The organism is Devosia psychrophila (assembly GCF_000971275.1).
GTDB classification, from domain to species: Bacteria; Pseudomonadota; Alphaproteobacteria; order Rhizobiales; family Devosiaceae; genus Devosia; species Devosia psychrophila.
The window spans coordinates 312,788-324,034 of the sequence record NZ_LAPV01000093.1; the positions used below are offsets into that span (position 1 = coordinate 312,788).

At 61.8% G+C, this 11,247-nt stretch carries 13 protein-coding genes and 1 other RNA gene; 8 read left to right on the forward strand and 6 right to left on the reverse strand.

The genetic code is table 11. The features are described 5' to 3' along the window. Nucleotides 1–15 precede the first annotated feature (15 nt). From recR to ffs, 4 genes are all read right to left on the reverse strand, one after another. Nucleotides 16–609, reverse strand: coding sequence for a recombination mediator RecR (gene recR, locus WH91_RS10135; protein WP_046170846.1), 594 nt, complete (start codon nt 607–609; stop codon nt 16–18). Between the two features lie 9 nt (nt 610–618). Further along, a complete protein-coding gene (locus WH91_RS10140) occupies nt 619–942 on the reverse strand; it encodes a YbaB/EbfC family nucleoid-associated protein (protein WP_046170847.1) in 324 nt (107 codons plus the stop codon). Next, nucleotides 939–2,723 (reverse strand): DNA polymerase III subunit gamma/tau, encoded by a 1,785-nt coding sequence (locus WH91_RS10145; RefSeq protein ID WP_046170848.1) that lies wholly within the window; start codon nt 2,721–2,723, stop codon nt 939–941. Before WH91_RS10145 ends, WH91_RS10140 begins: the two co-directional genes overlap by 4 nt. A 69-nt stretch (nt 2,724–2,792) precedes the next feature. Next, nucleotides 2,793–2,888, reverse strand: an RNA gene (gene ffs, locus WH91_RS23360) — signal recognition particle sRNA small type. A 203-nt stretch (nt 2,889–3,091) separates the two neighbouring features. On the opposite strand from ffs, the gene WH91_RS10150 reads away from it, so the two are divergent. After that, complete coding sequence (locus tag WH91_RS10150; RefSeq protein ID WP_046170849.1) at nt 3,092–3,952, forward strand: LOG family protein; 861 nt, start codon at nt 3,092–3,094, stop codon at nt 3,950–3,952. A gap of 12 nt (nt 3,953–3,964) precedes the next feature. Here WH91_RS10150 and WH91_RS10155 read toward each other — a convergent pair whose 3' ends face one another. After that, on the reverse strand, nt 3,965–4,795 hold the full coding sequence (locus WH91_RS10155) for a prephenate dehydratase (protein ID WP_046170850.1): 831 nt from the start codon (nt 4,793–4,795) through the stop codon (nt 3,965–3,967). 351 nt (nt 4,796–5,146) lie between these two features. On the opposite strand from WH91_RS10155, the gene WH91_RS23365 reads away from it, so the two are divergent. After that, entirely contained in the window at nt 5,147–5,977 is an 831-nt protein-coding gene (locus tag WH91_RS23365; RefSeq protein ID WP_082102100.1) for a c-type cytochrome, read from the forward strand. A 72-nt stretch (nt 5,978–6,049) separates the two neighbouring features. Then, nucleotides 6,050–6,988 carry a 2-hydroxyacid dehydrogenase gene (locus tag WH91_RS10165; RefSeq protein WP_052952727.1) on the forward strand — a complete coding sequence of 313 codons (939 nt, stop codon included), beginning with the start codon at nt 6,050–6,052 and terminating at the stop codon, nt 6,986–6,988. A 59-nt stretch (nt 6,989–7,047) separates the two neighbouring features. On the opposite strand, the gene WH91_RS10170 is transcribed toward WH91_RS10165, so the two are convergent. Continuing rightward, a complete protein-coding gene (locus WH91_RS10170) occupies nt 7,048–8,397 on the reverse strand; it encodes a leucyl aminopeptidase family protein (protein WP_046170851.1) in 1,350 nt (449 codons plus the stop codon). A gap of 365 nt (nt 8,398–8,762) precedes the next feature. Between WH91_RS10170 and WH91_RS10175 the strand changes: the two genes are divergently transcribed. From WH91_RS10175 to WH91_RS26095, 5 genes are all read left to right on the forward strand, one after another. Continuing rightward, nucleotides 8,763–9,104, forward strand: a complete 342-nt coding sequence (locus WH91_RS10175) for an ArsR/SmtB family transcription factor (RefSeq protein WP_046170852.1) — start codon at nt 8,763–8,765, stop codon at nt 9,102–9,104. Beyond that, nucleotides 9,105–9,566 (forward strand): SRPBCC family protein, encoded by a 462-nt coding sequence (locus tag WH91_RS22595; RefSeq protein ID WP_052952728.1) that lies wholly within the window; start codon nt 9,105–9,107, stop codon nt 9,564–9,566. Next, nucleotides 9,563–10,144, forward strand: coding sequence for a dihydrofolate reductase family protein (locus WH91_RS10185; RefSeq protein WP_046170853.1), 582 nt, complete (start codon nt 9,563–9,565; stop codon nt 10,142–10,144). Before WH91_RS22595 ends, WH91_RS10185 begins: the two co-directional genes overlap by 4 nt. A gap of 361 nt (nt 10,145–10,505) precedes the next feature. Further along, nucleotides 10,506–10,634, forward strand: a complete 129-nt coding sequence (locus tag WH91_RS25780; protein WP_280140224.1) for a hypothetical protein — start codon at nt 10,506–10,508, stop codon at nt 10,632–10,634. A 173-nt stretch (nt 10,635–10,807) separates the two neighbouring features. Beyond that, nucleotides 10,808–11,044, forward strand: coding sequence for a winged helix-turn-helix transcriptional regulator (locus tag WH91_RS26095; RefSeq protein WP_428040638.1), 237 nt, complete (start codon nt 10,808–10,810; stop codon nt 11,042–11,044). Nucleotides 11,045–11,247: the final 203 nt, after the last annotated feature.

Here is an 11,247-nt window from a genome sequence, read left to right on the forward strand (position 1 = left end):
GAGATGGCGTGCCCCCTAGACCTCTGTCCGGGCCTTGAGCGCTTGGCTCAGCGTGCCTTCGTCGAGATAATCCAGTTCGCCGCCTACGGGGACGCCGTGGGCTAGGCGGGTAACTTTCAACCCAGAGCCGGCGAGGCGATCGGTGATGTAATGCGCCGTGGTCTGGCCTTCGACGGTGGCGTTAACTGCCAGCACAATCTCGGCGAAATCCGGCGCGCGAGCGATCAGTGCATCGACAGTCAGGTCATCGGGGCCGACGCCGTCGAGTGGGGACAGCACGCCGCCGAGGACGTGATAATTAACCTGGCCGACGCCAGCGCGTTCGAGCGCCCAAAGGTCCGACACATCTTCGACGACGATCAGCATGCCGCTGTCGCGGCGTGGATCGGCACAGATGGTGCAAGGGCTTTTGGTATCGATATTGCCGCAGACTTCGCAGGTCCGCACCACGGCGACGGCCCGGTCCAGCGCTGCCGAAAGGGGCAGCATCAGCTGCTCCCGCTTCTTGACCATATGCAGCACGGCACGCCTAGCCGAACGCGGCCCAAGCCCTGGCAGGCGCGCCAGCAGCTGGATCAGCTGTTCAATCTCGGGTCCGCCGCTGGCCATGCGCCGGGTCTAGAACGGAAACTTCATGCCGGGCGGGATGGGAAGACCCGCGGTGACTTCGCTCATCTTGCGCTGCATTTCGGCTTCGGACTTGCCCTTGGCGTCGGCATGCGCGGCGATGATCAGGTCTTCGAGCACATCCACATCGTCTTCCTTGAACAGCGACGGATCGATCTTGAGACCCTTGAGATCGCCCTTGCCGCTCAGCAACACCACGACCATGCCGCCACCTGAACGGCCTTCGACGACCAGCTCGGCAAGCTCGGCCTGCATGGCCTCCATCTTGCCTTTCATCTCACCGGCAGCCTTCATCATACCCATGATGTCTTTCATTCGTCGTCCTCTTCAGGTGGTGGCGGGGGCACTTCGGGTTCGGCGACGGTGGCATCGTCGCGCACCTTCACATTCACAACCTTGGCCCCGGGAAATGTCTCAAGAATGGCTTTGACCAGCGGATCTTCATGGGCCGCCGCGTGAGCCGCCACGGTGCGCTGTTCATTTTCCTGCCGCGCGGTCAGGCCTTCGGGCGGCTTGGTCGACACCATGATCAGCCAGCGCTGGCCGGTCCAGGCCTGGAGGCGGGCGGAGAGCGTCGCGATAATGCCAGGATCGGCACCATCGGTGAGCGCGACCTCGATGCGGCCCTGCTCGAAGGAAATCGGGCGCATCGAACCTTCGAGCGCCAGCTTGACCAGCACGTCGCGCTTGGCACCGGCCAGCGCGATCAGTTCCTTGTAAGAGCCGACCGTGGACATGGCCGGCTGCACGACGGGCTGCGGCTGGGCTGGTTGAAAATTGGCCTGCGGCTTCGCCGGCTGGATGGCAACCGCCTCGGTCATGACCGGGCGCGGGGCGTCGACACGCATGGCGGAAGCACCACCGCCACCGCCGCCGGAGGGGCCACGATTGATCGGCGCGGCGGGCGGCAGGCTGGGTGCCGGCGCGGGCATGTTGGCCAGCCTGGCGATCAGGTCGTCCGGGCTCGGCAGGTCGGCGGCATAAGCCAGGCGGATCAGCGCCATTTCGGCAGCCTGCAGGCCATTGCTGGCGCGGGCGACCTCGTCATAGCCCTTGAACAGGATCTGCCAGGCGCGGGTCAGCGCCCGCATCGGCAGCTTGCCGGCGAGTTCAGCGCCACGCTTGCGTTCATCAGGGGTCAACGAGACATCGTCAGCAGCGGCCGGGACAACCTTGATGCGGGTCACCAGATGGGTGAAATCGGCGAGGTCGGCAATCAGAGTCTGAGGGTCGGCGCCCATGTCATAAAGGCTGCGCATGGTCTCGATGGCCTGGCCGATCTGGCCGCCCATCAGTTCCTCGAACAGGTCGATGATACGCGCCCGGTCGCCGAGGCCGAGCATGGCCTTGACGGCATGGGCGGTGACCGTTCCATTGCCGTGGGCGATGGCCTGATCGAGGAGAGAAAGATTATCACGGGCCGAGCCTTCGCCGGCACGGACGATCATCGCCAGCGCCTCTGGCTCGAAGCCGATGCCTTCCTGGCCAAGAATGGACTCGAGATAGGTGGACATGATCTCGGGCGTAATGCGGCGCAGGTCGAAGCGCATGCAACGGCTGAGGATGGTCACCGGAACCTTGCGGATTTCGGTGGTGGCGAAAATGAATTTCACATAGGGCGGCGGCTCTTCGAGCGTCTTGAGCAGTCCGTTGAAGGCTGCCGTCGAGAGCATATGCACTTCGTCGATGACGTAGACTTTGTACTTGGCCGAGGACGGCGCGTATTTCACCGAGTCGATGATCTCGCGGATGTCGTTGATGCCGGTATTGCTGGCGGCGTCCATCTCGATGACGTCGACGTGGCGGCCTTCGATGATGGCGCGGCAGTGCTCGCCTTCGACGCTCAGGTCGAGCGTGGGGTGAGCGCCATTGGCGTCTTCGTAGTTGAAGGCGCGCGCCAGAATGCGGGCCGTGGTGGTCTTGCCGACGCCGCGCACGCCGGTGAGAATGAAGGCATGGTGGATGCGGTTCTGCGCGAAGGCATTGCCCAGCGTCTGGACCATGGCATCCTGGCCGACAAGCGTGGTGAAATCGCGCGGCCGGTATTTGCGGGCGAGTACGAGATAGGGCGATGATGGGGAATCGGAACCAGCCATTTCGCTTTCTTACCACATCGGGTGGGAAAGCCTCTGCCTGAGCTGGGTAGCTTTTACGCAAAAGGCCGAAGTAGGAGGCTGGCATCGACCCGTGAAGGTCTCGTTGGGGCTGCTTCCTTCCGGACCTGACCCGGTTGGCGAGGAACACGTCCGCGCCAACCTCCCGAAGCGCTATATGCTGATAAAAAAGGGCGAGTGCAAGACCTCAGGGGGCGAAGATGTTGGAGAGCGTTTCCAGTGTGGCGCGCAACATCTCGCTCTCAGCGTCTCGGTCCTGCGGATCAATCGCCGCTTATCCACCGCCATGCCTTGCTCGACAGGGCGCCGCCCGGTATGCGGTCGGGTCGATTAGAGAAGAGACGAAAAGCATGGCCAAACGACGTCCTACATCGCTGCGTACCTCGAGCCAGGACGTCGCTGCCAGCAAGCGGGCGCCATCGACGCCGCAAACCGAGTCGCCGGCGTTTCGGCTGGCCTTTGCCGATGATGACTTCCTGACGTCGGAAGACACGCGGGGCATACGTTTTCAGCTCGAATATATGAAGCCGGAATTCCGGCTGCGCGAGCAGGGCATCAATTCGACGGTGGTGCTGTTTGGCGGGGCGCGCATTCCGGCGCCGGGAAAGCCGGCCTGGGCGGCCAAGAACGAGGTGCAGAAGGCCAATCTCGAAGCGGCGTCCAAATACTACGACGAGGCGCGGCGTTTTGCGCAACTGGCGTCGGCCACCTCAAAGGCGCTGGATTTCAAGGAATTCGTGGTGACCACCGGCGGCGGGCCGGGGGTGATGGAGGCGGGTAACCGTGGCGCGGCCGATGTCGGCGCACCCTCGATCGGGCTCAATATCGTGCTGCCGCATGAGCAGGCGCCCAATATCTACGTGACGCCGGAGTTGAGCTTCAACTTCCACTATTTCGCGACGCGAAAGATCCACTTCCTGATCCGCGCCAAGGCGGTTGCGGTTTTCCCCGGCGGCTTCGGCACGCTGGACGAGTTTTTCGAGACACTGACGCTGATCCAGACACGGCGTATGGACCCGATCCCGCTGATCCTGTTCGGCAAGGAATTCTGGGGCAAGGTTATCAATTTCGAGGCCTTGGCCGAAGCCGGCACCATCGCGCCGGACGACACCAAGCTGTTCCACTTCGTCGACACCGCCGAAGAAGGCTGGGAAGTGGTGCGCAAGTTCTATGACCTGCCGGTGGTCGACGAGGTGTTGCGGGGAGATTGATCCCCCGCAAGCCTACTTATTCTCTGTCGCCGGGTAGACGCCGAGAATCTTGAAATGGTCGGTAAAGAAGCCGAGCTCTTCGAAGGCGTGGACGACGCCTGGATCGGACGGGTGGCCTTCGATATCGGCGTAGAACTGAGTGGCGGTGAAGGCGCCGCCGACCATGTAGCTTTCGAGCTTGGTCATGTTGACGCCGTTGGTGGCAAAGCCGCCCATCGCTTTGTAGAGCGCGGCTGGCACGTTGCGGACGCGGAACACGAAGGTGGTCTTGACCTTGCCGATGTTGGCGGGGGCTTCCTGCGACGTCGGCGAAAGGACGAGGAAGCGCGTGGTATTATGCGCGGCGTCCTCGATATTGGAGGCCAACACATCGAGGCCATAAATCTCGCCAGCGAAGCGCGAGGCGATGGCGGCGACGGATTTGTCGCCCTTCTCGGCGACTTCGCGCGCCGAGCCGGCGGTATCGACGGCATTGATGGTGCGGTAGCCGTTTTCGGCGATGAACTTGCGGCACTGACCGAGCGCAACTGACAGCGACTGCACGGCCTTGATATCGGCCAACGTGGCGCCGGGCACGCCGAGCAGGGTCATCTCGACGCGGAGATAAGTCTCGCCGATGATGTGCAGGCCGCTTTCGGGCAGCAGGTGATGGATATCGGTGATGCGGCCATAGAGCGAGTTCTCGACCGGCACCACCGCGAAGTCGGCCTTGCCGGACTGCACGGCGTTGATGGTCTCCTCGAAGGTGACGCAGCCAATCGCTTGTTCACCGGGGAACACATTGTTCGAGGCGGCATGGCTGAAAGCGCCGGGCTCGCCCTGGAAAGCGATCTTCTTGGTCATCGGGAGTGTCCGTATCTGGAAGGCGAGAGGCTTTTGAACCCGGTGACCGGCGGAGTCAATTGAACCTGCCGGCACGGCAGCGCGTTGGGCACGGGGTGAGGCCATTCGAGCCGCCATTCGACCGCAGGTCTCGTGGCCTCCTCGCCTAAAATCGTTTCACTGGAGCGATTTTGCCCAATGGGGCGGCTCGAAGTGTCGCAGGACGGCTTTGGACTGTTGCGCAGCCAAGGCTCTGCGACTATCTTCCGCGCGCATTCGGACCCCTCCGTTGAGCCGATAACCCTTTGGGGCTATCGAAAGTTGGGCGGGTTCGCGTATCGTCCACAAGGGATGGGCTGGCAGGAAGACCAAATGGATTCGTTTGAGCTAAACAAGATCATGGGCGCCGTGCTCGGCACGCTGCTGTTCGTCATGGGCGCCGGCTTCGTCGCAGAGGCCATCTACCAGCCCATCGAGGGCCGTGGCCCGGGCTATGCCCTCCCGGAGCCGGAAGCGGTCGCGGGCGGCGAAGCCGTGGAAGCCGCACCGGAAGTGCCGATCGGCGTTCTGCTGGCCAGCGCTAGCGCCGAGCGCGGTCAGGCATCGGTTCGCAAGTGCCAGTCGTGCCACAATTTCGGTGAAGGTGAGCCCAGCAAGCAGGGTCCGCATCTGTATGGCGTCGTCGGTCGCCCCGAAGGCGCAATTGAGGATTTCGCCTATTCCGAAGGCATCATGGCGCATAACGCTGCCGGCGACATCTGGAGCTATGACAATATAAATCTGTTCCTGACCAAGCCGAGCGCTTATGTGCCCGGCACAAAGATGAACTTTGCCGGCATCCGTACCGCCGAAGAACGCGCGGATATCCTGGCCTATCTGCAGACGCTGTCGGCCGATCCAGTGCCGTTCCCGGCTGCCGACGTTGTCGCTCCGGCCCCTGTCGAAGGTGCCGATCCAGCAGCTTCGGCAGCGGAGGCCGCCGGCACGCCACAGCCTGATGCGACCGCTCCGACCGACCCGGCTGCGACAACTCCCGAAAATGTAGCCGAGCCTGAGGCTCCGGCCGCAGTAACCGCGACGCCGACCACTACCCAGGGCGAGAGCCCGGTGCAGGGCACTGCAACTGGTAGCGGTTCGCCGGCTGGCACGACCAATGGCGCAGCCCCTGCCGCTCCGGCCCCCGCTGCTCCCGCAGCGCAGTAAAGCCTTACGACCGCCTGAAAATATTCAGCCGCGCCCGTCAAACGGCGCGGCTTTTCTTATGAGGGATACGCCATGCTGCTGCTGCACCTTTCCGATGTCGATGAAGCGAGTTGGGCGGCCAAGCTCGGGGCGGAACTGGCCCCCTACCCCGTGGTGCGGCGCGGCGATCAGTTCGCCCCGGCGGAGGTGCGCTATATCTTTGTGTGGAAGGCCAAAACGGATGCGTTCGACGGGCTGACCGGGTTGCAGGCCATCCTGTCGCTGGGTGCTGGCGTCGACGCGCTGCTTAAACATCCCAAGTTGCCCGACGCGCCGATCGTGCGCTTCGTGGATCAGGATTTGAGCCAGCGCATGAGCGATTATGTAGTGGCTCATGTCACCATGCATCATCGGCTATATTCGCGGTTCCGAGCCGACCAGATGGCCAGGCGCTGGAGCCAGCTTTATCCACCGGCGGCATCGAAAACCACGGTTGGGATCATGGGCATGGGCGTGCTGGGGCAGGATGCGGTGACCCGGCTCAAGCCGTTGGGTTTCGCCCTGCGCAGCTGGAGTCGGACGCCCAAGAACATCGACGGCGTCGAGGGATTTGCAGGTCAGGAGCAGTTCGACGCATTTCTGGGCGGCACCGATATCCTGGTGAACCTGTTGCCACTGACGCCGGAGACTACGGGCATCCTGAACTACGAGACTTTCGGGAAGCTGAGGCGCGACGGGCTGGAGGGTGGTCCGGTGATCATCAATGCGGCACGGGGTGGGCATCAGCGAGAGGCCGATATCGTCAAGGCGCTGGGCAACGGCACCCTGGCGGCGGCGAGCCTTGACGTGTTCGAAACTGAGCCGCTGCCGGCGAGCAGCCCGCTGTGGGAGCTCGAGACATGCTACATCACGCCCCACGTCGCAGCGATTTCCAACGAAAGCAGCGGCGTGCGCTACTTCTCACAGGTCATCCGCGACAGTGAAGCGGGCAAGCCGCTGGTCAATGTGGTGGACCGTAGCCGCGGCTACTGAGACCAATAGGGCGCGTTAGGGCAAGGCCGCTTAGGCTTTGGCGCTCAGGACAGGGCTAACTATGCCGGATAGCGCTGTTTGAGCACGCCATAGACGGCGCGGATGCCCTGGTCGGTGCCGCCATGGCTGCGGCCGGCACGGGCTTCGGGCGCCCAGCCGTAGATATCGAGATGAACCCAGGCGGCGGCATTGGTGACGAAGCGGCGCAGGAACAGGGCCGCGGTGATCGAGCCGGCAAAGCCACCGCTGCCGGCGTTACTCACGTCGGCAATCTTGGAACTCATCATCGCGTCATAGGGCGACCACAGCGGCATCTGCCATAGGGGATCGTCGCTCAGGGCACCTTGGACCATAAGGTCACGCGCCAGCCCATCGTCAGTCGAATAAAGCGGCGGCAGTTCGGGACCGAGCGCAACGCGGGCGGCGCCGGTCAGCGTTGCCATGTCGAGCAGCAGGTCGGGGCGTTCCTCATCCGCCAGCGCCAACGCATCGGCCAGAATGAGGCGACCTTCGGCGTCGGTATTGCCGATCTCCACAGTCAGGCCCTTGCGGGACTTGAGGATGTCGCCGGGGCGGAAAGATGCACTGGCAATGGAGTTTTCAACGATGGGGATCAGCACGCGCAGGCGAATCCGCAGGCCGGCCGAGACTATGGCATGGGCGAGGCCCAGCACATTGGCGGCGCCGCCCATGTCCTTCTTCATGATCAGCATGCCGGCCGAGGACTTGATATCGAGACCGCCGGTATCAAAGGTCACGCCCTTGCCGACCAGGGTCACCTTGGGATCGCCGGCATGGCCCCAGGTAAGGTCGATTAGGCGCGGTGCCTCCGCGCTGGCGCGGCCGACGGCGTGGATCATGGGAAAATTGGCGTGCAACAATTCGTCGCCGGTGGTGACCTCGATCTGCATGTTGCGGGCGGTCGCAAAGGAGCGAATTTGGGCCTCGAACGCATCCGGTCCTAGGTCATTGGCGGGCGTATTGATCAGGTCGCGGGCCAGCGTCGCGGCTTCGACGAGGCAGTCGACTTGGCCAGCATCTAGATCGCCGGAAGCGGCCAGCAGCGGCGCGGCGCGGGCTTCACGATAGCGATCAAAGCGATAAGCGCCGAGGCGGAAACCGAGGGCCGCCAGATTGGGGTCGCCGTACTTGCCTTCGAGGCGATAGGTGCCGCCAGGCAGCGCGGCGCCGGCGAGGCCGGTAACAAGAGCGGGACGACCGGCCGATGCACCAAGACCGAAAAGATAGGAGGCCAAAGCGCCTTCGCTACCGGGTAGCGCCAGCAAGCCTCCGCGTTGGCCGGTAAAGCCATTCGCGGTGGCCCAGGCGCGGTGCGCAGGTGTCAATTCCGCCCCGGCCAAATCACCCTCTTCGACGCAGATGACCGGAATGATGGGGGACGTAGCCATGGCACAACTCCTGCGTGAAGTGTCCCGTTGTAGCGTGTCGGGGTCAGTTAAGACATCGCCTCTAACTCATTATGGGCGCCATATCTGCCCTTGCAATCATCTCTGCCACAGTCGGCAACGGGGTGGGAAACGGACAGTCGGCTTTCGAGCGATTACCCGTCAAAGCAGACGGCGCACAAGGGCTGACTAGACGCGCCTCACCTCAGCGAGCCGCTGTTTCGAGTACTCGTCATCCAGTAAACGGCCGCCTCCTATGCGGCGGACGCCTGATGCGCGATGTCCCACATTTGGGGGTCAAGATCAGCGGCCAGAAATAGTCAACTAAAAGGTTGACCGTTTCAGCATCCCTCGATATAAACAACCTTATGGTTGAGCATTCAGGGCTGCAAATTGGGATCGTATTTCAGGCGCTGTCACATGAGGTGCGGCGCGAAATGCTGGCGAGCCTCGCCCGTGAGGAACTCAGTGTGTCTAGCTTGGCACGACCGCACGCTATGTCGCTGGCTGCTGCATCCAAGCACGTGAAACTACTTGAAGACGCTGGGCTAATTCGCCGGCGTGTGGTGGGCCGCGAACACCTCTGCCGGCTCGACGCGCGGCCGCTCGCTCAAGTGACCGAGTGGCTCCGCTTCTATGAGAGCTTCTGGACCGAAGGGCTCGATGCCCTCGGTGAGCTAGTCGAAATAAATGATGAGAAGGAAAAATAGATGCTTGGTACTTTAATTGCCTCCGTTCGCATGGAACGGACCTATAACGCCCCGCCCGAGAGAGTCTTTGATGCGTGGCTGGATCCAGCAACAGTAGCCAAATGGATGGCGCCCGGACAAATTGCAGCGAGCGCGAAGATCGACCCCCAAGTTGGCGGCCACTATCAAGTGTTTCATTCGGTAGCCGGTCGGTCTGTCGGCGGTTTTGACGCCAGGATCGTGGAACTCGATCGCGCTAATCGCATCGGGCTCGATTGGGGATTTTGGGGACCCGAACTCGATCGAGGTCCACGGTATGATTCTCGGCTCGCCATTTCCTTTTATCCCATACCTTCAGGGACGCGTCTGCTTCTGGTTCACGATAAGCTGGAAGACTTGAACGCGGCGCTGCCAGAAGTGGCCGCACATGTTGATGTCGGTTGGCAGGATGTATTGGCAACCCTGGCAATGGTGATCGAATGACTCTGGTCGCGATTGAATTTATGAGTCTCGACGGGGTGGTCCAGGCGCCATCTTATTCTAACGAAGATTCAAGCGGTGACTTTAAGCATGGCGGATGGCACCGCCCTTTTCTCGATAACGTCTCGATGCAATGGGTTGTGGACACTATCGCCGGCGCAGAAGGATACCTGCTGGGGCGAACCACCTACGATTCTTTTGCTGCGCATTGGCCCAACGCGGGGCCTGATGAGTCAGTTCTCGCTGAACCGCTTAATACCAAGCCCAAGTATCTGGTAACATCTCACCCACTTGACGCGACGTGGGCGAACACCAAGGTTCTGCGCGGGGACCTGAAAGCATCAATCTCTGAGCTGATGTCCGTGGTCAACGGCAAAATACTCATCATCGGAAGTCCGATTTTGGCCCGCTCACTTCTTGAACTTGAACTCATTGACGAATTACGAGTGATGATTGATCCCATAGTGATCGGCTCAGGGAAGCGCCTTTTTGGCGAGTACCCTCGGCCAATTACTCTCAAGCTAGCTTCTTGTGTTCTCTGTGACACGGGTTCGCTTCTTGCGACCTACCTGAAAACTTAGCCGTAAGCTCGGGCCGAAGGTCCCAAGCATGCCGGTGTGGCCGGCATGCATTTTTGCGGGCGGCCCCGTGGGAGCAGCATTCTATTGACGATTGCAGTCGGCGCGCTGTGCGTGTTGCGTCTTAACGCGGTGACGAGCGTGCACCGCGTTAAGCATGCCATTAATTGGAAGCGGCTCACCGCCGCTTCCGAGGCCATTGCTTCGAGGGACAAATCCTCTGCGATTTGCCGGCGGCGAGGGCGTGGGTCACAGCCTGGATCAGGGAGTCCGTGGCGATACCGTCAAACTTGTAACTGCCACCTCTGGATGCCCAGTCCCCAACCAGACCGATGAGTGGTACCGGTAGCAAAGGAGGTCGACCATGACGACGATTGAATTCGAGAACCAGGCGGGCAAGCAAGGGGCGAGGAAGCATCGCTTCGCGGCCGTTGGGCAAGCGCTTGCCGCAGTGCAGCGTGGCACCTTGGGCGCCGAACCGTCGGCCGTATAGCCCGTCTTGATGAGCATCTGCTCCGCGACGCAGGCTTTGATTCCGACGATGTGCGCGACCCAATCAACGGGGACGATTCGGCGCTCTGGGAAAAGTGGGAGGCTTCACAGCGCCAACGCCGCCAGCGCGCGTGATCGCCGAGGCCCATATCTTTAGGTCCGGCGACCAACATTCTGGCGAGCCGCCTGACAAGACTGCGAGCGTACGGGATCATAGCCAACGAACGGGATCCAGAAGATGACCACAGCTCTGTTTACCACCTCACTGCCAAGGGGCTCGACCTGGTTCCTGTAATAATGGAGCTGAGCAACTGGGGAACACGGCAAAAGAAGGGCAGCCACCAAGCGGTGTTCTTGAGGCCTGGAGGGCTGATCCTAAGGCCTTTCAGTCTCAGCTGCGCCGGTCACTAAGTACTCCATAAGCCGCAGGATAGATAAGACCATGGCTGCTTTCGGGAGAGCTCATCCAAGCGTTTAATGACCGCAATGGTGAAGGGTTTCGGGTGCCTCTTGGCGTACGAAAGCCTCTCATGCAGGAACCCGTGGTCCGCAGGTGTTGCGCTATGGGTTTTGCTGTTTTGGGGTGATCGAGTGCGTGCCTCGAACAGGGGCGC

Coding starts and splice junctions, on each gene's coding strand:
- recR (WP_046170846.1), bottom strand. CDS start 609: ATGGCCAGCGGCGGACCCGAGATTGAACAGCTGATCCAGCTGCTGGCG.
- WH91_RS10140 (WP_046170847.1), bottom strand. CDS start 942: ATGAAAGACATCATGGGTATGATGAAGGCTGCCGGTGAGATGAAAGGC.
- WH91_RS10145 (WP_046170848.1), bottom strand. CDS start 2,723: ATGGCTGGTTCCGATTCCCCATCATCGCCCTATCTCGTACTCGCCCGC.
- WH91_RS10150 (WP_046170849.1), top strand. CDS start 3,092: ATGGCCAAACGACGTCCTACATCGCTGCGTACCTCGAGCCAGGACGTC.
- WH91_RS10155 (WP_046170850.1), bottom strand. CDS start 4,795: ATGACCAAGAAGATCGCTTTCCAGGGCGAGCCCGGCGCTTTCAGCCAT.
- WH91_RS23365 (WP_082102100.1), top strand. CDS start 5,147: ATGGATTCGTTTGAGCTAAACAAGATCATGGGCGCCGTGCTCGGCACG.
- WH91_RS10165 (WP_052952727.1), top strand. CDS start 6,050: ATGCTGCTGCTGCACCTTTCCGATGTCGATGAAGCGAGTTGGGCGGCC.
- WH91_RS10170 (WP_046170851.1), bottom strand. CDS start 8,397: ATGGCTACGTCCCCCATCATTCCGGTCATCTGCGTCGAAGAGGGTGAT.
- WH91_RS10175 (WP_046170852.1), top strand. CDS start 8,763: ATGGTTGAGCATTCAGGGCTGCAAATTGGGATCGTATTTCAGGCGCTG.
- WH91_RS22595 (WP_052952728.1), top strand. CDS start 9,105: ATGCTTGGTACTTTAATTGCCTCCGTTCGCATGGAACGGACCTATAAC.
- WH91_RS10185 (WP_046170853.1), top strand. CDS start 9,563: ATGACTCTGGTCGCGATTGAATTTATGAGTCTCGACGGGGTGGTCCAG.
- WH91_RS25780 (WP_280140224.1), top strand. CDS start 10,506: ATGACGACGATTGAATTCGAGAACCAGGCGGGCAAGCAAGGGGCGAGG.